This is a genomic window from Micromonospora sp. GCM10011542 (assembly GCF_042650685.1).
In the GTDB taxonomy this organism is placed as follows: domain Bacteria; phylum Actinomycetota; class Actinomycetes; order Mycobacteriales; family Micromonosporaceae; genus Micromonospora.
In genome coordinates this window covers 164497-187149 of record NZ_JBHSBO010000052.1, presented here as the reverse complement: position 1 = coordinate 187149, position 22653 = coordinate 164497, and the positions used below count along the sequence as shown (strand labels likewise).

Here is a 22653-nt window from a genome sequence, read left to right as displayed (position 1 = left end):
CGGCATGCGCTGTCACCGGCCCCACCAAGAACCCACTAACCCGACACAAGATCCATATTTATGCCTCTGAGTCATAAGGGCGATCGGCGCATCGCCCGCCACCCGCGTGCTGGTCGCGTGCGGCTCGTCGTGGGTGGTGTGGTCTTGTCGCGCTGGTCGCGTGCGGCTCGTCGTGGGTGGTGTGGTCTTGTCGCGCGCTGGTCGCGTGCGGCTCGTCGTGGGTGGTGTGGTCTTGTCGCGCTGGTCGCGTGCGGCTCGTCGTGGGTGGTGTGGTCTTGTCGCGCGCTGGTCGCGTGCGGCTCGTCGTTGCGTGGTGGGGTCTTGTCGCGCTGGTCGCGTGCGGCTCGTCGTGCGTGGTGCGGCTCCGTCGCCCGCCGGTCGCCTGGGGTCCGTCGCTCGAGGCCCGTCGCCCCAGTGCGCGGCGGTGGTGCGGCACGGCACGCGGGCGCCGTAGCGCGACGCTTAGGTTTCCGAGGCGTGACGGGCGTGACGCGGCGGCTGTGCGGGGGCGTGAACGCCGCTCAGGTGGTCAGTGCTGCCGCTACGGTCCGGCGGTTGGCGAGCAGCCAGCCCTGCCAGCGGCGTACCCCGTCGACCGCGCCCGCGGCACGCAGCCGGCGCATGCCGGGCTCGTCGCGGTCGGCGCCGGCGTCGATGCCGCGCCAGGTGTCCTCGATTTGCTCGAGCATCACGTCCAGCAGTTCGGCGCGGGGGAGTGCCGCCGGGTCCGGTTCGACGGCCGTCGCGTCGTAGGCGTCGCAGAGGACGCGGCAGCGCCGGCCCAGCTCGGCCGGGTCGGCGCCCTCGCCCAACGCGGCCCAGTGCCAGGCGGCGAAGGCGACATCGGAGATCCGGCGGCCGGGTGCGGCCAGGTCCCAGTCGAGGAAGGCCACCGGCAGCGGCCCGGCGGGGGAGTCCCGGTACACCGTGTTCTTCGGCGAGAGGTCGCGGTGGCAGACCGTCTCCGCCTCGCCGGCCAGCGGAGTGCCCGCGCAGGCATCGTGCAGCCGCCGGATCAGCTCCGCCAACCGGATGAGGGCCGGATCGGCAAAGAACGCAGGATCCTCCCGGTCGCGCCAGGGGACCCGGCCGTCGAGGTGGCTGAGCACCTGCCGGCCGAGGGCGTCGATGCCCAGGTGGTCAGGCGCCAGGTCCGCGCCCACCTCGGCCAGGTGCCGCAGCAGCGCGGCCACGAAGTCCAGGTTGGCCGGAGGGGTACGCCGGACCGTGTCGCCGACCCGGACCACCTCGGCGATGAAGCCACCGGCCAGCCGCACCTCGGCGGCCGACGCGTCGTCGATCGGTGCGGGCACGGTCATCAGCCCGGCATGGACCGGCGCCGCCGCTCGGCACGCCACCACTGCTGGATCAGCACCAGGCTGGCGATCAGGCCGAGGCTGGCGGGGGCGGCGGCGTACCAGTTGACGTGGCCGGGCGAGCTGACCGCGGCGCCGATGGCGGCGTAGCCGAAGGCGGTCGGCGCGGAGGCGATCACGCTGCCGGCCAAGAAGGGCAGCACCCGGGCGCCGGTGGTGCCGTAGCCGTAGCTGATCAGCCCGAAACCGGCGATCGGCAGCAACCGGACGGTGATCACGCCGAGCACACTCTGCCGGGCGAACCAGCCGTCGAGGCGGGCCAGCCGTCCACGGACCCGCTCGGCGACGAACTCCCGGCCGAGCAGCCGGCCCACCGTGAAGCCGATCGCCGCCGCCACCAAGGCGGCACCGAGGGCGTACGCGGCGCCCTCGAGGGGGCCGAAGATCGCGCCGGAGGCCAGCGTGATGAAGGTCCGGGGGACCAGCGCGACCAGCAGCAGCGCGCCGCCGAGGATGGCGGCCACCGGGGCGAGGTCGCCCAGCCGGTCGGCCAGCTGCGGCAACCGCGAGGGGTCCGGGCGGGGGACCAGGAGCAGCAGCACCCCGCAGCCGACGATCAGCAGCACCAGCAGGGCGAACCGGGCGGCCGACGGCTGCCGGAGCAGCCGCCGGACGGCGGGGATCATGCCCGGGCGGCGGCCACCGCGGCGCGGCGCTCGCTGCGGAGCCGGTCGGACCAGGTGTCGTCCAGCGGCGGGAGCTGGTGCGCACCGGTGGCCCATCGCAGCAGCAGGTCGGCCAGCGCCGGGTTGCGGGCCAGCGCCGGCCCGTGCGAGTAGGTGCCGAGCAGCTTGCCGCGCCAGGCCCCCTCGGTCGCGCCGTCGTTGCCCACTCCCGCGCTGACCCGGGCCAGCGGAGACACCTCGGGGCCGAGGTGGGTACGGCCGCCGTGGTTCTCGAAGCCGGTCAGCGCGGGCAGGCCCAGCCGGGGGTCGATCTCGCCGGCCAGCTCGCCGACGGCCCGGCTCTCGCCCCGGTCGGAGCGCAGGTCGAGCAGCTCCAGGCCACGGCACTGCACGCCCTTGGCGAAGAAGGAGGTGCCGAGCAACTGGTAACCGGCGCAGACGCCGAAGACCACCGAACCCTGGGCGACCGCGCGGTGCAGGCCGCCGTCGGCGAGCAGCCGCTGCGCGCCGAGCGCCTGCGGGCCGTCCTCGCCGCCGCCGATCAGGTAGATGTCGGCGGTGGCGGGCAGCCGCTGGTCGGAGCGGACCTCCAGCACCTCGACCGGCATGCCGCGCTGCCGGGCCCGCCGGGCCAGGATCAGTGCGTTGCCCCGGTCGCCGTACGTGGAGAGCAGGTCGGGGTAGATCCAGACGATGCGCAGGCTCTCAGTTGACACGGTCCAACTCCGCTCGGATGTCCTGGAACGCGGTGTAGTTCGCGATGACCTCGAGCCGCCCCGGTGGCACCGCGCGGATCGCGTCGGTGAACGTGCGGACGTGCTGGAACGGCACGTCGTTGACGTCCAGCCGGACCGCCAGGTCGTACGCGCGGTCGCCGGTGATCAGCACCTGCCGGCCGCGCAGCGGGGCGAAGTCGACGTCGAAGAGCCAGGAGGTGTCCAGCCCGTCGGGGTCGCGGGCGTTGATGGAGAGCAGGGTCGGCGCCAGGTCGGCCATGTCGAAGGCCTCCAGCCAGCTCGCCGGGTTCTTCGCCAGCAGCAGCCGGATGTTGCGTCCGTCCTTGTCCACCTGGGCGTAGCGGCCGGCCACCGAGGTGACGCTGCCCAGCCGGGACACCGCGTCGACCGGGCGGACGCCGAACTCGGCGGCCACGGCCAGCGCGGTCGCCGCGTTGCCGAGGTTGACCTTGCCGGGTAGCTGGAGGGCGACCTTGTGCCAGGCGCCGGTGGGGTCGAGCACGCCGTCGTCCTCGACGACCCACTGCGGCTCCGGGCGGCGCAGCGGGCAGCCGGTGCACCACCACTGCTCGCCGGAGCGCTGGATGGTGGAGCCGCACTCGGGGCACACCCAGGAGTCGTCGTGCCAGCGCTGGCCGGCGCTGAACCAGGTCACGTGCGGCGGGTTGAGGCCGCGGGCCGGGTCGGCCGGCGGGGTGGCGGCCCAGACCACCATCGGGTCGTCGGCGTTGGCGACCACCCGTACATCGGTGTGCCGGACCAGCGCCGCGCGCCAGAGCTGCGCCATCATGGCGACCTCCTTGGCCCGGTCGAGCTGGTCGCGGGAGAGGTTCAGCAGCGCGACCACGTGCGGCTCGGTCGCCTCCAGCACCTGCGCGAGGTAGTGCTCGTCGACCTCCAGCACCGCGTACGGGGTGCTGCCGGCCTTGGCCAGCGCCGAGGTGTGCCCGGTGGGCATGTTGGCGCCGAAGGAGTTGGTGGCGACCCGCCCCAGGACGCCGACCGCGGCGGCGCTGAGCCGGGTGGTGGTCGTCTTGCCGTTGGTGCCGGAGACCAGCGCGATGGCCCGTCCGGCCGACAGGTGTGCCAGCAGGTCAGGGTCGATCTTGAGGCCGATCCACCCGCCGATCACCGAACCGTCGCCACGGCCGGCGGCCCGGGAGAGCGCCGCGGCGGTCCGTGACACGGAGCTGGCGACCTTGGCCCGTAGGGGCATTTTCGCGTCCGTCACCCGAGCGAGGTTACCGGACCGCCCACCCCGCCAGATCGCCGCCGACGGTGAACCGTTCGGCCGGGGTGGACGGGTGGCCGGTCGGATCCGGCTCCACCGGACGGAGTCGATCTATGTCGGAAAGCGGACCACGCCGTGGGGGCGGCGCGGCCCTCCACTCCGCTCCACCCCTTGTGACGTGCTCTTTTGCTCCGGCACCGGGCGCGCCACGCGGGTGATTCTGGTTGCAGGTGGAGGGAAGTGGAGTAGAGTGGGGCCCAATGGTGAGGCCGGGAGGGCCCACCGGCCCGGGGGGTCAGCGGCGCCGCGAACGCCGCTAAAGGGCGAGGGGGTATGGGCCGTGTTTCTCGGCACCCACACTCCGCGCCTGGACGACAAAGGCCGGTTGATCCTTCCGGCGAAGTTTCGGGATGAGCTGGCGGGGGGTGTCGTGGTCACCAAAGGGCAGGATCGCTGTCTCTACGTCTTCCCGACACCCGAGTTCCAACGAATCGCGGAGCAGTTGCGCGCGCAACCGATGACGCACAAGGCGGCCCGGGCCTACAGCCGGGTCTTCTTCGCCAGCGCGCACGACGAGGTGCCGGACAAGCAGGGCCGGGTGACCATCCCGGCCCACCTGCGGGAATACGCCGCTCTCGACCGGGACCTGGTGGTGATCGGAGCGAGCACGCGGGTGGAGATCTGGGACAAGGTCGCCTGGGAGACCTACCTCGCCGAGAGCGAAGACGACTTCGCCGACATCGAGGAGGGGGTGCTGCCCGGCGGTCTGTAGGGCGGAACGGCGCCCGACGTACTGCGAGATCTCCAGCCGCTTTCGAGTTCCTGGCATCCCTTCCCCGGTGCCAGGCGCACGATCCAGTCATCGGGCGGATGTCCGGCGGCGGGCGGGAGCGGATGGGGATCTGGCGGTACGACGGCGGCGCCGTACGCGACAGGCGCACGACACGAAAAGGACGTTCAACCAGTGGGGGTCAACATGGGGGAGCTACGCGGCACGCACGTGCCGGTGCTGCTTGAGCGGTGCCTCGAGCTGCTGGCCCCCGCGCTGGGTCGGGGCGGCCGGACGGTGTACGTCGACGCGACGCTCGGCCTGGCCGGGCACGCGGAGGCCGTGCTCGAGGCCCATCCGGAGACGGTCCTGATCGGGCTGGACCGGGACACCGAGGCGCTCGCCCACGCGCGCGCCCGGCTGGCCCGTTTCGCCGACCGGATCCACCTCGAGCACGCCGTCTACGACGAGCTGCCCGAGGTGCTCGACCGGCTGGGTTATCCGGGCATCGACGGGATCCTGTTCGACCTGGGGGTCTCGTCGCTGCAGCTGGACGCGCCCGACCGCGGGTTCGCGTACGCGCAGGACGCACCGTTGGACATGCGGATGGACCAGACCCGGGGGGTGACCGCCGAGGAGGTGGTCAACACCTATCCGCACCCGGACCTGGCCCGGGTGTTGCGGGTCTACGGCGAGGAGAAGTTCGCCGGCCGGATCGCCTCGGCGATCATCCGGGAGCGCGAGCGCGCCCGGATCACCTCGTCCGCGCGGCTGGCGGAGCTGGTTCGGGATTCCATTCCGGCACCAGCCAGACGAACGGGCGGACACCCGGCAAAGAGAACGTTTCAGGCTTTACGGATCGAGGTAAACAAGGAGCTGGCAGCGCTGGAGGCAGCGCTGCCAGCCGCACTCGACGCACTGACCGTGGGCGGCCGCATGGTGGTCCTGTCCTACCACTCGCTGGAGGACCGGCTCACCAAGGTGGCGCTCGCGGATCGGGTCCGCAGCAAGGGCCCGATCGACCTCCCGGTCGAACTGCCCGGTACCGGTCCGACGTTCCGGCTGCTCAGCCGGGGCGCGGAACTGCCCGGGGAGAAGGAGGTCGCCGCGAACCCGCGCGCCGCTTCGGTGCGGCTGCGGGCCGCGGAACGACTCGACCCGAACGCGGCAGAGCAGGGGCGGACCGACCGCGAACGGTCCCGCCGACGGGTGAAGGGGATGCACCAGCCGGGGACGGGGTCGTCCGGATCTGTGGAGGATCCGGAGGCGCCGGAGGGCGGCAGAGGGACGGACGCGAAGGGGGAGGGGACATGAACGTTGACAAGCGCGACCGCCGGGACAGCACCGGTGGCGGGCAGCGCGCACCGCGGTCGGGGGGCCGGACCGCGGCGGAGCGGGCCCCGCGCGTGGGGAACGGTACGCCACGCATCGATCGGGTGCAGCGGCAGGGGGAGACTCGCGCCCGGGGGGCGCGCGAGTTCCCGACCCAGGGCAGCGCCGCGCTGCAGCCGGTCGAGCGGGCCGGCGGCGCTGGCACCCGTGCGCCCCGGCTGCGGGTGGCTCCGCCGCCGCCGGTGTCGGTGCCCCGGGCGCCGTTCGCGGCGCTGATCGTGGTGCTGGTGGTCGGTGGGGTGCTGGGCATCCTGGCGGTCAACACCAAGATCAATGAGAATGCCTTCCGGCTGGAGAAGCTGCAGCAGCAGCAGGCCCGGCTGGACCAGCAGAAGCAGCAGCTGGACAAGCAGATCGCCAAGGCCGAGGCGCCGGGCAACCTGACCGCCGAGGCGCGCCGACTGGGCCTGGTCGACGCCGGGGAGCTGGCGTACATCCGGCTCCCGGACGGAAAGACCATCGGCGTGCCGCAGCCGGCCACCGGCCAGCCGTCGGTGACCAGCCAGCAGGGCGCGGGAGGCTGACCGTGCCACCGAGGTCGGACGAACCGCGCCGGGATCCCACGGGGTCCCGGCGCGGCTCGTCCCGGGACAGCGCAGCCGACCCGCGTGCGGGCCAGCCGGGATCGCGGCGCGGCTCCTCGCGGCAGACCGGAGCCGACCCGCGTGCGGGTGAGCCGGGAACGCGGCGCGGCTCCTCGCGCCAGGCCGGCGCCGGGCTCGACGCGCCTCCGGGCGATCCCGGTGTGGGCGGCATCTCCGGCGCCCGCGCGTACACCCCTCGGGGAAGGACCATCCGGGAGGAGCGGGACGCGGCGCCCCGCGGCGCCGAGCAGCGGCGTACCCCGCGCAGCACCCGTTCCGGCGACCCGTTCCGGCCCGCGCTCCAGGTGCTCGACGGTGGCCGTGCCGGCGCCTCCCGGGCCGCCCGGCGGGACGCCCCGGCGGCCGGCCGTGGCGGCGTCGTCCGCACGGTCGCGCCGCGCGGCCCGGCCGGTGACGAGCCGCCGCCGCGCCGCCGGACCACGCCCCGCGCGCCGCGCCGGACGGACCGACCGGCGGCCCGCCGGCCGTCCCGGAAGCCGCCCCGGCCCCCGAAGCTGGCCGACCCGCGGCTGCGGCTGCGGCTGGGCACCGCGCTCACCCTGGCGCTCTTCGCCGCCATCGGCATCCGACTGGTCTTCCTCCAGGCGGTCGACACCCCGGCCTACGCTGGCGGCGGGGTCGCCGACCGGACCCGCACGGTGGAGCTGCCCGCGCCGCGCGGCGCGATCTACGACCGCACCGGCGCCCCGCTGGCCCACAGCGTCGAGGCGCGGTACGTCTTCGCCGACCCGACCATGATCGAGGACCGGGCCGCCACCGCGAAGGCGCTCTCCCCGCTGCTCGGCGTCCCGGTCTCCAAGCTCACCGACCTGATGGCGCCGCGCAAGTTGGAGAACGGCAACCAGTCCCGGTTCGAGTACCTGGCCCGGGGGGTGGAGATCCCCACCGCCAAGCAGGTGCTGGCGCTGGAGCTGCCCGGCATCGGGGTGCACCGTGACGAGCGTCGGGAGGTCCCCGGCGGCGACCTGGCCGCCAACCTGATCGGCTTCACCAGTGACGACATGGTCGGCCTGGAGGGCCTGGAGGCCCGCTACAACCAACAGCTCGCCGGTCAGGACGGCAAGCGGGTGTACGAGGCCGGCCTCGGCGACCTCGCCGCGCCGATCCCGGGCGGCTACAGCAAGACCACCCCGGCCAAGCCGGGCAGCTCCATGAAGCTCACCATCGACCGGGACCTGCAGTTCCACACCCAGCAGGTGCTGAGCACGGCGATGAAGCCGCACAAGGGCAGCACCGCCGCCGCGATCATTCTCGACGTGCCGACCGGTGAGGTGCTGACCCAGGCCAGCAACCCGACCTACGACGCCGCGAAGCCCATCCCGAGCGACCCGGTCGCCCGGGAGGACGTCGCGACCAGCTTCGTGGTCGACCCCGGCTCGGTGCACAAGGCGATCACCTACGGCGCCGCCCTGCAGGAGGGGGTGATCACCAAGGACACGGCGTTCCCGGTCGCGAACAGCATCAAGATGGGCGACACCTGGTTCTCCGACACCCACCCGGCCAACGGCCGGGAGATGAGCGTTTCCGGGATGCTCGCCTACTCCTCCAACGTCGGCACCATCACCATCGCCGACTGGCTCGGCCGGGACCGGCTGATCGACTACCAGAAGCGCTTCGGCCTCGGCCAGCCCACCGGCGAGGGGATGCCCGGTGAGGCCAGCGGACGGCTGCTGCCACCCGACGAGTGGAGCGGATCGTCGTACGGGTCGGTGCCGATCGGGCACAGCGTCGACGCCACCCCGCTGCAGATGGCCGCCGCGTACAACGCCATCGCCAACAACGGCACGTACGTCCAGCCGCATCTGGTCAAGGAGATGATCGGCCCGGACGGCCGGACCATCCCCGGCCCGGCCCCGGTCACCCGGTCGGTGCTCAGCCCGCAGAACGCGGCGGCGCTGCGCACCATGCTGGAGGCGGTCACCACGGTCAAGGACGCCACCGGCACGGCCGCGGCGATCCCCGGCTACCGGGTCGCCGGCAAGACCGGCACCGGTTGGCGCCTGGTCGACGGCGTGAAGCAGCGCGGCGAGGTGGCCTCCTTCATCGGCATGGCCCCGGCGGAGAAGCCGCGGTACGTGATCGCCGTGTTCGCGTACACCCCGGAGGGAGGTGGGGGCGGTGCCATCGCCGCGCCGGCGTTCCGCGACATCATGGAGTTCACGCTGCGTCACGATCGGGTACCGCCGTCCGCCGGTGGGTCGGCGCCCAAGTTCGTGGTCTATCCGCGCTGAGCAGGGCCGGCGGGACATCATCGGTGAGTGCCGACGAACCACCGGGGCGGCTGTGCGGCCGGAACCGGGCGACCGGGTAGGGTCTGACGCCGTGCCCGGCAATCCACGTCCACAGACCGTGACCGGAGTCCGGCTCGGTGATCTCGCCGCCCGGCTCGCCGTCGACCTTCCCGCGGACGCAGCCGAGGTGGTGGTCAGCGGAGCGACCCACGCCAGCCAGGAGGTCCGCCCCGGCGACCTGTACGCGGCGCTGCCCGGCGCCCGCCGGCACGGCGCGGAGTTCGCCGCCGGTGCCGCCGAGGCCGGCGCGGTGGCCCTGCTGACCGACCCGGCCGGCGCCGAGTTGGCGGCGGGGACCGGGCTGCCCACGCTGGTGGTGCCCGACCCCCGCGCGGTGCTCGGCGAGGTGGCCTCGGCCGTCTACGGTGACCCGACCGAGGGCCTCACGGTGATCGGGGTGACCGGCACCGCGGGCAAGACCTCCACGGCCTACCTGGTCGAGTCGGGGCTGCGCGCCGCCGGGCACACCACCGGCCTGATCGGCACCGTGGAGACCCGGCTCGGCGACCTGGTGATCGACAGCGTGCGGACCACCCCCGAGGCGACCGACCTGCACGCCATGCTGGCCACCGCCCGTGAGCGCGGGGTCACGGCCGTGGTCATGGAGGTGTCCAGCCACGCGCTGGCCATGGGCCGGGTGGGCGGGGTCCGGTTCGCGGTCGGCGGCTACACCAACTTCGGCTCCGACCACCTCGACTTCCACGCCGACAGCGCCGACTACTTCGCCGCGAAGGCGCAGCTCTTCGACGGCCGCTGCGCGGTCGAGGTGCTCAACCACGACGATCCGGCGCTCAAGCCGCTCTACAAGCCGGCCACCGTCAGCTACTCCGCCGCCGGCGACTCCAGCGCCACCTGGTGGGCCGACGGTGTCGACGGCGAGGGGTACGCGCAGCGGTTCACCGCGCACGGCCCGGACGGGCTGGTCCTGCCGGCCGGCGTCGCGCTGCCCGGACGGCACAACGTGGCCAACGCGCTGCTCGCGATCGCCATGCTCGTCGCGGTCGGGGTCGATCCGGCGACCGCTGCCTCCGGGGTGGCGGCCTGCGGCGGCGTGCCCGGGCGGTTGGAGCTGGTCGACACCGCCGGTCCGGTACGCGGCGTGGTCGACTACGCGCACAAGCCGGACGCGATCGTGGCCGCCCTGGCCGCGCTGCGTGAGCTGAGCGCCGGCCGCCTGATCTGCGTGATCGGCGCCGGCGGTGACCGGGACCGGGGCAAGCGGCCGGTGATGGGCGCCGCCGCGGCGGAGGGGGCCGACGTGGTACTGGTGACCGACGACAACCCGCGCACCGAGGACCCGGCGGAGATCCGCGCCGAGGTGCTCGCCGGCGCGTACCGGGCCGGCACGGCCGCCCGGATCGTCGAGGTGCCCGGCCGGCGGGCCGCGATCGACGAGGCGGTCCGGCTGGCCGGGCCGGGCGACGTGATCGCGCTGCTCGGCAAGGGGCACGAACGCGGCCAGGAGGTGGCCGGCGAGGTGCACCCGTTCGACGACCGCACCGAGCTGGCCGACGCGCTGCGGGCCCGCTTCGGGGACCTGGCGGGCCAGCGATGATCCCGCTGAGCCTGGTCGAGGTGGCCGCGGCCGCGGACGGCCGACTGGTGGCCGCCGACCCGGACGCCACCGTCACCGCGACGGTCGAGTTCGACTCGCGCAAGGTACGCCCCGGCGCGCTCTTCGTCGCCTTCCCGGGCGAGAAGGTCGACGGGCACGACTACGCGGCGACGGCCGTGGAGGCCGGCGCGGTGGCGGTGCTGGGCACCCGCGAGGTGCCCGGGGTGCCGATGGTGCTGGTCGCCGACGCGTTGACCGCGATGGGCCGGCTGGCCCGCGCCGTGGTGGACCGGCTGCCGGGGCTGACCGTGATCGGGCTGACCGGCTCGTCGGGCAAGACCACCACCAAGGACCTGATCGCGCAGCTCACCGCCCGACTCGGGACCACGGTGGCGCCGCCCGGCTCGTTCAACAACGAGCTGGGGCACCCGTACACCGCGTTGCAGGCCGGGCCGGACACCCGCTACCTGGTGATGGAGAAGGGCGCCCGCGGCGTGGGCCACGTCCGCTACCTGTGCGACGTGGTGCCGCCGCGGATCTCGGTCGTGCTCAACGTGGGCGTGGCGCACATCGGCGAGTTCGGCTCGAAGGAGACCATCGCGCTGGCCAAGGGCGAACTGGTCGAGGCGCTGCCGCCGGACGGGCTGGCGGTCCTCAACGCCGACGACCCGCTGGTAGACGCCATGGCCACCCGTACCACCGCCCGGGTGGTCCGCTACGGCGAGGCCGAGCCCGCCGACGTGCGGGCGGTCGACGTGCGCCTGGACGACCGGGACCGGGCCGCTTACACCCTGGTCACGCCGGAGGGCACCGCCCCGGTGCGGCTGGGGCTGACCGGGCGGCACCAGGTATCCAACACCCTGGCCGCCGCGGCGGTCGCCCGCGAGCTGGGCATGCCGCTGGCCGAGCTGGCCACGGCACTGAGCGAGCTGGGGTTGGTCTCCACGCGCCGGATGGACGTCTTCGACCGGCCCGACGGGGTGACCGTGATCGACGACTCGTACAACGCCAACCCGGCGTCGATGGCCGTCGCCCTGCGGGCGCTGGCCGGCCTCGGCCGGGACCGGCGTACGGTCGCGGTGCTGGGTTACATGGCCGAGCTGGGTCCCTTCGAGCGGGACGGGCACGAAGAGGTCGGCCGGCTCGCGGCCGAGCTGGGCGTGGACCGGCTGCTCGTGGTGGGCGAGCCGGCGGCGCCGATCCACGACGGCGCTACGTCAGTAGGTAACTGGGGAGGAGAGTCGGTGCTGCTCACCGATCAGGCGGCTGCCGTCGAGGTGCTGCGGGGCGAACTACGGCCGGGCGATGTCGTCCTGGTCAAGGGCTCCCGGTACCGGACCTGGGAGGTGGCCGACGCGCTGCGCGGCGCCGATGGCAGCGGTGGCGCCGGGAGCGCGGGGAGTGAGCTTGCGAGCCCCGCGGTCACGACCGAGGGTGGCGCGGCATGAGGGCCGTCATCGTCGCCATCGGGGTGGCCTTCCTCGTCTCGCTGCTCTGCACCCCGATCGCGATCAAGGTGTTCACCCGCCTGAAGGCCGGCCAGCCGATCCGGGCCGAGGGCCCGATCATGCACCAGGGCAAGAAGGGCACCCCCACCATGGGTGGGGTGGTCTTCATCCTGGCCACGGTCATCGCCTACGTGGCCGGGCACCTGGCACTGACCAGCCTGCCGGACGCGCAGATCGCCCAGGTCGAGCCGACCATCACCGCGCTGGTGCTGCTGGGCCTGATGGTGTTCTCCGGCGCGGTGGGCTTCATCGACGACTTCCTCAAGGTGCGCAAGCGCAACAGCGCCGGGCTCAACAAGCGCGGCAAGCTGTTCGGCCAGATCCTGGTCGGCGCGGTGTTCGGGGTGGTCGCGCTGTACTTCCCGAGCAGCATGACGGACGCCAGCGGCGCGGCCACCAACACCGAGACGGTGGGCAGCACCACGCTGAGCTTCATCCGGGACATCGACGCCCTGGAGGTCAGCAAGATCGGCGCGGTGATCATCTTCATCTTCGTGGTGATGGCCGCGACGAACGGGGTCAACCTCACCGACGGCCTGGACGGCCTGGCCACCGGCGCCTCGGTGATGGTCCTCGCCGCGTACGCGCTGATCGCCTTCTGGCAGTACCGGCACTGGTGCGCCGACCCGAGCTACGCCGACCACCAGTCGTACTGCTACACGGTGCGCGACCCGCTGGAGATCGCGTTGATCGCGGGAGCGGCGGCCGGTGCCTGCGTCGGCTTCCTCTGGTGGAACACCTCACCGGCGCGGATCTTCATGGGTGACACCGGGGCGCTGGGCCTGGGTGGCCTGATCGCCGGTATGGCGATGTCCACCCGCACCATCCTGCTGCTGCCGATCATCGGCGGGCTCTTCGTGATCATCACGATGTCCGTGGTCATCCAGATCATCTCGTTCCGCACCACCGGGAAACGGGTCTTCCGGATGTCGCCGCTGCAGCACCACTTCGAGCTCGCGGGCTGGAGTGAGGTCAACATCGTGGTCCGGTTCTGGATCATCGCCGGCATCGGGGTGGCCATCGCCTTGGGCCTGTTCTACAGCGAGTTCCTCGCCAACGTGACCTGACCGGCGCCAGCCGGCCGCCCACGGCCCCCGGTCCCGCCCTCGGCGGCGGCCCGGGGGCCGTGGCGTGTCCGCCCGACACGCCGGCTGAGCCGGTGGGCGGGGCCGGGGGCCGCACAGCGGTGATGATGTCCCGGTGGGGGAGGAAACAGGCACCGAGGACAGGACAGCAGACCGGCCACGGCGGTCACCGGCGGGTGGCCCGCGGGGCACCGTGCCGCGCGGGCCGGACGAACCGGGCGGGCCGCCACCGCGCGCCCCGGACCCGGCGGCGTCCCGCGAGCCGGACCCGGCCGCCGCGGCGACCCTGCGGGGGCTGGACGCCGCCGGCGGCCTGGCCGCGCTGCGCGGCCTGCTGGACCGGCCGCTGGCGTCCTACTACCTGCTGCTGTCCAGCGCCGGCCTGCTGCTGCTGATCGGGCTGACCATGGTCTACTCCGCGACCAGCATCAAGGACTACGCCGAGGACGGCGACGCTTCCGCGTCGGTGATCAAACAAGCGCTCTTCGCCGGGATCGGCATCGTGGCGTTCTGGGCCTGCCAGCGGCTGCCCGCCCGCACCTACCGGGCGCTGGGCCGGCCGCTGCTGATCACCGCGGTGGGGCTGCTGCTGGTGCTCAACCTGCTGCTCGCCTACGCCCGGCTGACCCACCAGGAGTCGGCCCGGATCGGGCCGATCGAGGCGAAGCTGCTCTGGCTGTTCATCGGCGGGATCCAGGTGCAGCCCTCCGAGCTGGCCAAGTTCGCGCTGGTGCTGTGGGGCGCCCACGTGATCGCCCGCAAGGGCGCCGCGCTGGGCTGGTGGCGGGAGCTGGCCACCCCGCTCTTTCCGGTGATCGGCCTGCTCTTCGTCCTGGTCGGCTACAACGACGTCGGCACCATGCTCTGCCTGCTCGCCCTGGTGGTCGGCCTGCTCTGGGCCGCCGGAGTGCGGATGCGGGTCTTCGGCGCGCTGTCGGTCGCCGGACTGATCGGGATCGGCCTGCTCGTCGCGGTGGCCTCGCTGGGCGCCGGCTCCGGTGAGAGCGGCGAGGAGAACTACCGCTTCGCCCGGCTGGTCTCGTTCATCAACCCGCCCGACCCGGAGAAGTGCAAGCTCGACGGCTGCCTCCAGCTCTACCAGGGCCGGCTGGCCATCGAGCACGGCGGCTGGTTCGGCGTCGGGCTGGGCAAGAGCAGCCTCAAGTGGGACTGGCTGCCCGAGGCGCACAACGACTTCATCTTCGCGATCATCGCCGAGGAGTTGGGCGTGATCGGCTGCGCGGTGGTGCTCACGCTGTTCGCGGTGCTCGCGTACACCGGGCTGCGCATCGCCCGGCGGGTCGACGACCCGTTCCGCCGGCTCGCCGCCGCCGCGGTGACCACCTGGCTGGTCAGCCAGGCCGTGATCAACATCGGCGGGGTCGTCGGGCTCCTCCCGATCACCGGGCTACCGCTGCCGTTCATCTCCGACGGCGGAAGTGCCCTGGTCGTGACGCTGGCGGCGATCGGGATGCTGGCATCCTTCGCCCGCGCCGAACCCGATGCGGCCAGAGCACTGCATGCCCGTCCGCCGGCCCGGTGGGTCCGACTACTCTGGGCCCCGTTGCCGCCGCTTCCCGGCCGGCGTCGCCGGCCGGCGACGCCGCCGCCGGCTGGCCGAGGGTCCGTGCCCCGGTCCCGCGAGTGGCGCCACGACGACCAGGCCGTTCCGCGCGGCGCCCGGCAGGGCCGGAGCCGCACCGGGACGGCGAGCGAGAGGAGACGCTGATGGGTCCGCTGCGTTCGGTGGTGCTCGCGGGAGGTGGCACCGGGGGACACGTCTACCCGCTGCTCGCCTTCGCCGACTGCCTGCGCCGACACGACCCGGGCGTCCGGATCACCTGCCTCGGCACACCCAAGGGCATGGAGAACGAGCTGATCCCGCCCCAGGGCTACGACCTGCGGCAGATCCCGGCGTACCAGCTGCCCCGGTCGGTCAACATGAACCTGGTCCGTACCCCGGGCCGGATGTGGACCGCGGCGCGCGCGGCGGGCAAGGTGATCGACGAGGTGCAGGCCGACGTGGTGGTCGGCTTCGGCGGGTACGTCTCGGTGCCGGCCTACCTGGCCGCCTGGCGCCGGGAGCTGCCCACCGTGATCCACGAGGTGAACGTGCCGCCGGGGGTCGCCAACCGGCTGGGCATGAAGTTCACCAAGAACGTCGCGGTCGGCTTCCCGCACCAGCCGAGCCAGGCCGAGTCGCTGCGCGACGCCACCGTGGTCGGTGTGCCGCTGCGCCGCAGCATCGCCGGTCTGGACCGGTTCGCGCTGCGCAACGCCGCCCGGGCCCACTTCGGGCTCCGCCCGGACCTGCCGGTGCTCTTCGTCGCCGGCGGCTCGTCGGGCGCCCGCTCGATCAACCTCGCCGTCTCCGGCGCGGCCAAGGAGCTGGCCCGCAACGGCGTACAGGTGCTGCACGTGATGGGCGCCCGCAACGAGCCGGTGCCGATCCCCACCGACCTGCCGGTGCCGTACGTGACGCTGCCGTACCTGTCGGAGATGGAGCTGGGCTACGCGGCCGCGGATCTGCTGCTGGGCCGGGGTGGGGCGATGACCTGCGCCGAGGTGGCCGCCATCGGGCTGCCCACCATCTACGTGCCGTACCCGCACAGCAACCAGGAGCAGAAGCGCAACGCGCTGCCCGTGGTGGAGGCCGGCGGTGGGCTGCTGGTCGACGACGCGGAGCTGACCCCGGGCTGGCTGGAGCGCACCGTGATCCCGCTGATCCGCGACCCGCACCGGTTGCACGCGATGGGTACCGCGGCCGCCGCGTACGGGCGGCGCGACGGCGACGAGGCGCTGCGCGCCTTCGTTCTGGAGGCGGTGGCCCGATGACCGCGCAGTTCACCCCGGCCGGCACGCTCACCGCCGAGGACCTGGGCACCATCCACCTGATCGGCGTCGGCGGGGTCGGCATGAGCGGCCTGGCCCGGCTCTTCCTCACCCGGGGCATCCCGACCTCCGGCAGCGAGCTGCGCGAGTGGCCGTCGTTGGCCGGGCTGCGGGCGCTGGGCGGGACGATCCACATGACCCACGAGGCGACCAACCTCGACGGCGTGGACACGGTCGTCTACTCCTCGGCCATCCCGCAGGACCACCTGGAGCTGGTCGAGGCCCGCCGGCGCGGCCTGCGGGTGCTGCACCGCTCCGAGGCCCTGGCGGCGGCGATGACCGGCCGCCGCGCGGTCGCGGTGGCCGGCACCCACGGCAAGACCACCACCACCTCGATGGTGACCATGGTGCTCCAGCAGGCCGGCGCGGACCCGTCATTCGTGATCGGCGGGGAGATCTCCGAGGTCGGCTCGGGCGCGCACCACGGCACCGGCGAGTACTTCGTGGTCGAGGCGGACGAGAGCGACCGCTCGTTCCTCATCTACCGCCCGTACGTCTCGATCATCACGAACGTCGAGGCGGACCACCTGAACACCTACGGCGACTACGCGACGCTGGAGGCGGCGTTCGTCGAGTTCGCCCGGCTCACCGACCCGGACGGGTTCATCATCACCTGCGCCGACGACCCGGGCGGCCGGCGGCTGGCCGAGACGCTGCGAGCCGAGGGACGCCGGGTGTACACCTACGGCGAGGCGGCGGACGCCGACCTGCGGCTGACCGAGATGTCCTCCTCGGCCCGGGGGGTGCGCTACCTGGCCGCCATCGACGGCCGGTCGCTGGGCGAGTTCCGGCTTCCGGTGCCGGGGCGGCACATGGGCCTCAACAGCGCCTCCGCGGTGCTGGCCGCGTACCTGCTGGAGCTGCCGATGGTGGCCGCGGAGACCGCGCTGGCGGTCTTCCCCGGCGTGCGACGGCGCTTCGAGCGCAAGGGCGTCGCGGACGGCGTGCTGGTCTACGACGAGTATGCCTACCACCCGACGTCGATGACCCTGGCGAACCAGACGCTGCGCGAGGTGGCCGGCGAGGGTCGGCTGATCGTCGTCTTCCAGCCCTACCGGCTCTACCGCACCCGCGACCTGCAGGCGGAGATCGCCGAGGCACTGGCCATCGCCGACGAGCTGGTGCTGCTGGAGGTCTTCGGGCCGGGCGAGCTGCGTCAGCCCGGCGAGGGCGCGGCGGCGCTGATCGAGGCGGTGCCGCTGCCGGCCGAGCACAAGGTCTTCGTCGACTCGTGGGAGGACGCGCCGGTCGAGGTGGCCCGCCGGGCCCGACCCGGCGACGTGGTGGTGACGATGGGCGCCCCGCCGATCTCGCTGATGGGTGACGAACTGCTCGCGGCCCTGGCGGCCCGCGCCGGCGGCACGGCTGACACGGCGGCCGTGGTCGGCTCTGCGGTGCCCGACGGCGCGACGGCCGGCGCGGAGAGCGTGGTCGGCTCCGCGGTGCCCGACGGCGCCACGGCCGGTGGTGACGGGGCGGCTCTCGGTGGCGCCGCCGCACCCGATGGTGCGGCGCCGACGGCCGGATGAGTCCCGGCCCGGCCCGGGGGCGGACCAGCGCCGCGGACGGCGGCGCCCCCCGGCGCGGCCTTGCCCGCCGCTGGCAGCTGGTCCGGGCGGGCAGCGACGCGGTGCCGCCGTCGACGCGCCGGTTCATGGCCCGTGCCCGGCAGCGCCGGATGCGCGCCGCGCTGCCCTGGGCGGTCGCCGCCGGGGTGCTGGCGCTGGCCGGGCTGGTGGCCTGGACCGTGCTGAGCACCGGCCTGTTCGGGGTCCGCGAGGTGCGGGTGGAGGGCGCCGAGCTGGTGACCGCGGTGCAGGTGCGGGACGCGGTCGGGGTGGCCGACGGCGTCCCGCTGGCCCGCGTGGACCTGGCCGCCGCCGCGCGGCGGATCGGCGCGCTGGCGCCGGTCGAGAAGGCCACGGTGTCGCGGGACTGGCCCGGGGCGTTGGTCGTCCGGGTGACCGAGCGGACGCCGGTGGCGGCGGTGCCGCAGGGTGCGGCGTTCGTCCTGGTCGACCGGGCCGGGGTGGCGTTCCAGACGGTGCCCCGGCAGCCCGCCGAGCTGCCGCTGGTGCGGGTGGGCCAGCCGGCGGCCGACGACCCGGGCACCCGGGCCGCGCTGGACGTGCTCGCCGCGCTCACTCCGCAACTGCGCGCGGCGCTGGTCGACGTCACGGTGGAGGGGCTGGCCCGGATCAGCCTGCGACTGAGCGGGGACCGGACGGTCGTCTGGGGTGACGCGACCCGGGGTAGGGACAAGGCCCGGGTGGCGACCGCGCTGCTCGACGAGGACACCGATCGGATCGACGTGAGCGCGCCGGACGTGGTGACCTTCCGCTGAACGGCGGCCAGGAACGGCTGATCGGCTGCCCGGAAGGTGACCCGTCGCGCTCCGGGCGGCGACACGCCGGTGGGGTCCTTGGCTCATCGGGCGGCGGCGCTTACGTTGCCCCGAAGAGGATCAGTGGTTGACATAACTGTAAGCCTCTAGTAGAGGGTGAGGGTTCAGCCCTGATCCTCGCTGGTGACAGCTGTCGTCGACCGCTGGTCTGGCCACGCCCTACCCGGTCGGCCGAAGCCAATCTCGAAGGGAAAGGACCGGAGATGACACCTCCGCACAACTACCTGGCGGTCATCAAGGTCGTCGGCATCGGGGGTGGCGGCGTCAACGCCGTCAACCGGATGATCGAGGTTGGGCTCAAGGGCGTCGAGTTCATCGCGATCAACACCGACGCGCAGGCGCTGTTGATGAGCGACGCCGACGTCAAGCTCGACGTCGGCCGCGAGCTGACCCGCGGCCTGGGCGCCGGCGCCAACCCCGACGTCGGCAAGAACGCCGCCGAGGACCACCGCGACGAGATCGAGGAGGTGCTCAAGGGCGCCGACATGGTCTTCGTGACCTGCGGCGAGGGCGGCGGCACCGGCACCGGCGGCGCGCCCGTGGTGGCGAACATCGCCCGCAAGCTCGGCGCGCTGACCATCGGCGTGGTGACCCGGCCGTTCTCCTTCGAGGGCAAGCGCCGCCAGGTGCAGGCCGAGTCCGGAATAGACGAACTGCGCAACCAGTGCGACACCCTGATCGTCATCCCGAACGACCGGCTGCTCGCGCTGGGCGACCGCAACATCAGCATGATGGACGCCTTCCGCACCGCCGACCAGGTGCTGCTCTCCGGTGTGCAGGGCATCACCGACCTGATCACCACCCCGGGTCTGATCAACCTGGACTTCGCCGACGTGAAGAGCGTGATGAGCGGCGCCGGCAGCGCGCTGATGGGCATCGGCAGCGCCCGCGGTGAGAACCGCGCGGTGGAGGCGGCCGAGGCGGCCATCTCCAGCCCGCTGCTGGAGCAGAGCATGGACGGCGCACGCGGCGTGCTGCTCTCCATCGCCGGCGGCTCCGACCTGGGCCTGTTCGAGATCAACGACGCGGCCCAGTTGGTCACCGACGCGGCCCACCCGGACGCGAACATCATCTTCGGTGCGGTCATCGACGACGCCCTCGGCGACGAGGTGCGGGTGACCGTGATCGCGGCGGGCTTCGACGGGGGTGCGCCGGCGTACAAGGCGGCCGAGCCGACGCGTAAGACCAACACGAACCAGCCGGCGCCGCAGAGCACCCCGGTTCCGCCGCCGGCCACGTCGCCGGCCCCGACCCAGTCGCCGCGCCGCGTGCTCTTCGACGACGTGGACGTGCCCGACTTCCTCAAGAACGGGTCCTGAGCACCGCCGATGACCGACAGCTCAGCCACGGTACGACCGGACCGCCGGGCCGAACTCGCCGCCGGCCTGGCCCGGGTCCGGGCCCGGATCGCCGACGCGTGTGCCGACGCCGGCCGGGACCGCGCCGAGGTCACCATGATCGCGGTGACCAAGACCTACCCGGCCGGCGACGTGTTGGCGCTGGCCGGGCTCGGGGTGACCGACATGGGGGAGAACCGCGACCAGGAGGCGGCCGGCAAGGCCGCCGAGGTGGCCGCGGCCGGGGTGCGTCCACGCTGGCACTTCATCGGCCAGTTGCAGCGCAACAAGGCCCGCTCGGTGGTCCGGTACGCCGACGTGGTGCACTCGGTGGACAGTGTCCGGCTGGCCCGGGCACTGGGCAACGCGGCGGCGGACCGGGACGAGCCGCTGGCGGCCCTGGTCCAGGTGAGCATCGACGCCGACCCGGCCCGGGGCGGCGCGCTGCCCGGCTCGGCCGACCCGGACGTCGGGTTGGACCCGGTGGCCGAGGCGGTGGCGGGCGCGCCGGGGCTGCGCCTGGCCGGCCTGATGGCGGTGGCGCCACTGGGCTGGCCGCCGGAGCGGGCCTTCGGTCGACTGGCCGAGCTGGCCGAGGGATTCCGCGCAGTCCATCCCGGAGCGACGGCTCTCTCGGCCGGAATGAGCGGCGACCTGGAAATCGCGATCAGATATGGCGCGACACATGTCCGCGTAGGTAGCGCGTTGCTCGGAATGCGTCCCACGCTGCGGTAGCCTGACCGCGAGAGAAGCAAATTACATCAGTGTTGTTTCAGGGACGGCGTCCTCGTGTTCGGGGGCGTGGCGCGGGACGCGAATCGCGCGCCAGGGGATTGCCGTTTCGGTCCGATGGGCACGTTGTCCACTCGCGACGAGCGACACGGCACGGGGGCGCGTGCCGCATGGCGGACGGAAGGGCGCGGGATGGGTGCACTGCGCAAGGCGGGGGTCTGGCTCGGTCTGGTCGAAGAGGACGACGAGCGGGCCTACGACGACGGTGGCTACGACAAGGGTGGCTACCGCGACTCGCGGTACCGGCAGAGCCGGTACTCCGAGGAGTTCGCTGACGAGGACGACGACGAGACCGAGGAGCCGCCGGCGCCACGGTCGCGGGTGGGCGAGCGGGGGCGGCTCTCCGAGCGGGCCACCGGCCGCGGCGCCGAGAGCGACCGGGGCGACGTGGAGCGGGCGGAGCGGGCCGAACGGTCCAGCGTGCGCTCGATCACGCGGTCCGGGTCCGGCGAGACCTCCGGCGCGCTGACCTACCACACCCGGGACAACCTCGCCCTGGCGCCGCAGGCGCCGCCGCGCGAGCGGGCGGTGGCTCCCGAGGAGGAGCAGCGCTACCAGATCACCACCCTGCACCCGACGACCTACCGCGAGGCGCGCACCATCGGTGAGCACTTCCGCGACGGGGTTCCGGTGATCATCAACCTCACCGAGATGGACGAGGCCGACGCCCGCCGTCTGGTGGACTTCGCTGCCGGGCTGGCGTTCGGGCTGCGCGGTACGATCGAGCGCGTGACCAATCGGGTGTTCCTGCTCTCACCGGCCAACGTCCAGGTCACCGCGGAGGACAAGGCCAAGATCGCTGAGGGCGGCTTTTTCAGTCTGAGTTGACCCCCGCCCGAGCCGAGGGACGTCGCCTGTCGTGTTGTCGATCCTGCTGCAAGTGCTGTACCTGATCCTGTATGTCTTCCTGCTCCTTCTTCTGTCCCGGTTTGTCCTGAGCGCCGTCCTGCAGTACGGGCGACGGTGGCAACCGGGGCGAGGGGCATCGGCGGGATTGGAATCCGTGTGGAGCGTCACTGATCCCCCTCTCAGCGCGTTGAGGCGTGTGATCCCTCCGCTGCGAATTGGTACCGTGAGCATCGACCTGGCCTCCCTTGTGCTCCTGGTTATCCTGTTCGTGCTGATGGAGTTCGTGTTAGAGCCGTCGATCATCAGGACCGCCTGATGACCGACTCGCTATCGCGGCCGCAACTGACCCGAGGAGTTTCGATGCCGCTGACCCCGGCCGACGTCCACAACGTCGCCTTCAAAAAGCCGCCGATCGGCAAGCGGGGGTATGACGAGGAGGAGGTCGACGCCTTCCTTGACGAGGTCGAGCGCGAGCTCGCCCGTCTCATCGAGGAGAACAACGAGCTGCGCGCCCAGGTGGAGCGCGGCGGCCGTGGCGGCGCCCCCGCGGGCCCCGGCGGCGACGCCCGACTCGCGGCGGAGCTCAACGACGTCAAGGCCCAGCTCGACCGGGTGCAGCGCGACAAGGCGGCGGCCGAGCAGGCCGCCCGCGCGATGCAGGCCGAGCTGGAGCAGGTCCGCACCACCGGTGGCCCGGCCGTCGGCGCCGGCGCCGACGGTGAGCAGCAGGCGCTGCGGGTGCTGATGATGGCCCAGCGCACCGCCGACGACCACGTGTCCGACGCCCGCCGCGAGGCCGACCAGCTGCTGTCCGAGGCCCGTAGCAAGGCTGAGGAGGTCACCCGCGAGGCGCGCGCGAAGGCTGACGCCCTGGAGCGGGACGCCCGCCAGCGGCACCAGGAGGCCATGGGCGGCCTGGACGCCAAGCGCACCGCGCTGCAGAAGCACATCGAGGAGCTCAAGCAGTTCGAGCGCGAGTACCGCACCCGGCTCAAGGCCTACCTCGAGAGCCAGCTGCGCGACCTCGACGGCCGCGGCCAGGGCCTGGAGGCGGAGATGACCCGCTCCGAGGCCGGTCGGGTCGCCGGCGGCAACGGGCTGGCCACGGCCGGTCTCGCCGGGTCCTACGGCGGCGGGCGCTCCGGCGCCCTCGAAGCCGGACGCTGAGCACCGGCCGGCGACCACTGTCCGCAAGACCGATGGT

General features: G+C 73.3%; 20 protein-coding genes. 16 read left to right on the top strand and 4 right to left on the bottom strand.

All coding sequences use genetic code 11. The annotated features are described in order from the left end of the window. Positions 1 to 521: 521 nt before the first annotated feature. From ACFOW4_RS20465 to ACFOW4_RS20450, 4 genes are read right to left on the bottom strand one after another with little or no spacing between them, the layout of a single operon-like run. Complete coding sequence (locus tag ACFOW4_RS20465) at positions 522 to 1358, bottom strand: aminoglycoside phosphotransferase family protein (protein ID WP_377530050.1); 837 nt, start codon at positions 1356 to 1358, stop codon at positions 522 to 524. Continuing rightward, positions 1319 to 2002, bottom strand: coding sequence for a TVP38/TMEM64 family protein (locus ACFOW4_RS20460; RefSeq protein ID WP_377530049.1), 684 nt, complete (start codon positions 2000 to 2002; stop codon positions 1319 to 1321). Before ACFOW4_RS20460 ends, ACFOW4_RS20465 begins: the two co-directional genes overlap by 40 nt. Further along, positions 1999 to 2718: a type 1 glutamine amidotransferase gene (locus ACFOW4_RS20455; RefSeq protein ID WP_377530046.1), complete on the bottom strand. Its 720-nt coding sequence runs from the start codon at positions 2716 to 2718 to the stop codon at positions 1999 to 2001. Before ACFOW4_RS20455 ends, ACFOW4_RS20460 begins: the two co-directional genes overlap by 4 nt. Beyond that, entirely contained in the window at positions 2708 to 3955 is a 1248-nt protein-coding gene (locus tag ACFOW4_RS20450) for a MurT ligase domain-containing protein (RefSeq protein ID WP_377530073.1), read from the bottom strand. Before ACFOW4_RS20450 ends, ACFOW4_RS20455 begins: the two co-directional genes overlap by 11 nt. A 355-nt stretch (positions 3956 to 4310) precedes the next feature. Here ACFOW4_RS20450 and mraZ point away from each other — a divergent pair, with 355 nt between their 5' ends. From mraZ to ACFOW4_RS20370, 16 genes are all read left to right on the top strand, one after another. Further along, positions 4311 to 4742, top strand: coding sequence for a division/cell wall cluster transcriptional repressor MraZ (gene mraZ, locus ACFOW4_RS20445; RefSeq protein WP_252418470.1), 432 nt, complete (start codon positions 4311 to 4313; stop codon positions 4740 to 4742). 204 nt (positions 4743 to 4946) lie between these two features. Beyond that, entirely contained in the window at positions 4947 to 6053 is a 1107-nt protein-coding gene (rsmH, locus tag ACFOW4_RS20440) for a 16S rRNA (cytosine(1402)-N(4))-methyltransferase RsmH (RefSeq protein WP_377530045.1), read from the top strand. Then, positions 6050 to 6655: a hypothetical protein gene (locus ACFOW4_RS20435; RefSeq protein WP_377530043.1), complete on the top strand. Its 606-nt coding sequence runs from the start codon at positions 6050 to 6052 to the stop codon at positions 6653 to 6655. Before rsmH ends, ACFOW4_RS20435 begins: the two co-directional genes overlap by 4 nt. A 221-nt stretch (positions 6656 to 6876) precedes the next feature. Then, positions 6877 to 8967 (top strand): peptidoglycan D,D-transpeptidase FtsI family protein, encoded by a 2091-nt coding sequence (locus ACFOW4_RS20430; protein WP_377530042.1) that lies wholly within the window; start codon positions 6877 to 6879, stop codon positions 8965 to 8967. A gap of 52 nt (positions 8968 to 9019) precedes the next feature. Then, a complete protein-coding gene (locus ACFOW4_RS20425; protein ID WP_377530040.1) occupies positions 9020 to 10582 on the top strand; it encodes a UDP-N-acetylmuramoyl-L-alanyl-D-glutamate--2,6-diaminopimelate ligase in 1563 nt (520 codons plus the stop codon). Then, positions 10579 to 12030, top strand: coding sequence for a UDP-N-acetylmuramoyl-tripeptide--D-alanyl-D-alanine ligase (murF, locus tag ACFOW4_RS20420; protein ID WP_377530038.1), 1452 nt, complete (start codon positions 10579 to 10581; stop codon positions 12028 to 12030). The genes ACFOW4_RS20425 and murF overlap by 4 nt, the downstream gene beginning before the upstream one ends. Then, positions 12027 to 13157 carry a phospho-N-acetylmuramoyl-pentapeptide-transferase gene (mraY, locus tag ACFOW4_RS20415; protein ID WP_377530035.1) on the top strand — a complete coding sequence of 377 codons (1131 nt, stop codon included), beginning with the start codon at positions 12027 to 12029 and terminating at the stop codon, positions 13155 to 13157. Before murF ends, mraY begins: the two co-directional genes overlap by 4 nt. Before the next feature lie 331 nt (positions 13158 to 13488). Beyond that, positions 13489 to 14904: an FtsW/RodA/SpoVE family cell cycle protein gene (locus ACFOW4_RS20410; RefSeq protein ID WP_377530070.1), complete on the top strand. Its 1416-nt coding sequence runs from the start codon at positions 13489 to 13491 to the stop codon at positions 14902 to 14904. After that, positions 14904 to 16010, top strand: a complete 1107-nt coding sequence (murG, locus tag ACFOW4_RS20405) for an undecaprenyldiphospho-muramoylpentapeptide beta-N-acetylglucosaminyltransferase (protein ID WP_377530034.1) — start codon at positions 14904 to 14906, stop codon at positions 16008 to 16010. The genes ACFOW4_RS20410 and murG overlap by 1 nt, the downstream gene beginning before the upstream one ends. Then, complete coding sequence (murC, locus tag ACFOW4_RS20400) at positions 16007 to 17596, top strand: UDP-N-acetylmuramate--L-alanine ligase (RefSeq protein WP_377530032.1); 1590 nt, start codon at positions 16007 to 16009, stop codon at positions 17594 to 17596. The genes murG and murC overlap by 4 nt, the downstream gene beginning before the upstream one ends. Then, complete coding sequence (locus ACFOW4_RS20395; RefSeq protein WP_377530030.1) at positions 17593 to 18411, top strand: cell division protein FtsQ/DivIB; 819 nt, start codon at positions 17593 to 17595, stop codon at positions 18409 to 18411. The genes murC and ACFOW4_RS20395 overlap by 4 nt, the downstream gene beginning before the upstream one ends. Before the next feature lie 263 nt (positions 18412 to 18674). After that, positions 18675 to 19790 (top strand): cell division protein FtsZ, encoded by a 1116-nt coding sequence (gene ftsZ / locus ACFOW4_RS20390; protein ID WP_377530027.1) that lies wholly within the window; start codon positions 18675 to 18677, stop codon positions 19788 to 19790. A 9-nt stretch (positions 19791 to 19799) separates the two neighbouring features. Continuing rightward, positions 19800 to 20543, top strand: a complete 744-nt coding sequence (locus ACFOW4_RS20385; RefSeq protein WP_377530025.1) for a YggS family pyridoxal phosphate-dependent enzyme — start codon at positions 19800 to 19802, stop codon at positions 20541 to 20543. Between the two features lie 189 nt (positions 20544 to 20732). Further along, complete coding sequence (locus tag ACFOW4_RS20380; protein ID WP_377530022.1) at positions 20733 to 21428, top strand: cell division protein SepF; 696 nt, start codon at positions 20733 to 20735, stop codon at positions 21426 to 21428. 31 nt (positions 21429 to 21459) lie between these two features. Further along, entirely contained in the window at positions 21460 to 21765 is a 306-nt protein-coding gene (locus tag ACFOW4_RS20375) for a YggT family protein (protein WP_281573071.1), read from the top strand. Between the two features lie 44 nt (positions 21766 to 21809). Then, a complete protein-coding gene (locus ACFOW4_RS20370) occupies positions 21810 to 22616 on the top strand; it encodes a DivIVA domain-containing protein (RefSeq protein ID WP_377530019.1) in 807 nt (268 codons plus the stop codon). The last annotated feature ends 37 nt before the right edge of the window (positions 22617 to 22653 follow it).

Bases quoted from the DNA above. Each gene is read 5' to 3' on its own strand.
- ACFOW4_RS20460 (WP_377530049.1), bottom strand. From the start codon at position 2,002: ATGATCCCCGCCGTCCGGCGGCTGCTCCGGCAGCCGTCGGCCGCCCGG.
- ACFOW4_RS20450 (WP_377530073.1), bottom strand. From the start codon at position 3,955: ATGCCCCTACGGGCCAAGGTCGCCAGCTCCGTGTCACGGACCGCCGCG.
- rsmH (WP_377530045.1), top strand. From the start codon at position 4,947: ATGGGGGAGCTACGCGGCACGCACGTGCCGGTGCTGCTTGAGCGGTGC.
- ACFOW4_RS20435 (WP_377530043.1), top strand. From the start codon at position 6,050: ATGAACGTTGACAAGCGCGACCGCCGGGACAGCACCGGTGGCGGGCAG.
- murF (WP_377530038.1), top strand. From the start codon at position 10,579: ATGATCCCGCTGAGCCTGGTCGAGGTGGCCGCGGCCGCGGACGGCCGA.
- mraY (WP_377530035.1), top strand. From the start codon at position 12,027: ATGAGGGCCGTCATCGTCGCCATCGGGGTGGCCTTCCTCGTCTCGCTG.
- murG (WP_377530034.1), top strand. From the start codon at position 14,904: ATGGGTCCGCTGCGTTCGGTGGTGCTCGCGGGAGGTGGCACCGGGGGA.
- murC (WP_377530032.1), top strand. From the start codon at position 16,007: ATGACCGCGCAGTTCACCCCGGCCGGCACGCTCACCGCCGAGGACCTG.
- ACFOW4_RS20395 (WP_377530030.1), top strand. From the start codon at position 17,593: ATGAGTCCCGGCCCGGCCCGGGGGCGGACCAGCGCCGCGGACGGCGGC.
- ftsZ (WP_377530027.1), top strand. From the start codon at position 18,675: ATGACACCTCCGCACAACTACCTGGCGGTCATCAAGGTCGTCGGCATC.
- ACFOW4_RS20385 (WP_377530025.1), top strand. From the start codon at position 19,800: ATGACCGACAGCTCAGCCACGGTACGACCGGACCGCCGGGCCGAACTC.
- ACFOW4_RS20380 (WP_377530022.1), top strand. From the start codon at position 20,733: ATGGGTGCACTGCGCAAGGCGGGGGTCTGGCTCGGTCTGGTCGAAGAG.
- ACFOW4_RS20370 (WP_377530019.1), top strand. From the start codon at position 21,810: ATGCCGCTGACCCCGGCCGACGTCCACAACGTCGCCTTCAAAAAGCCG.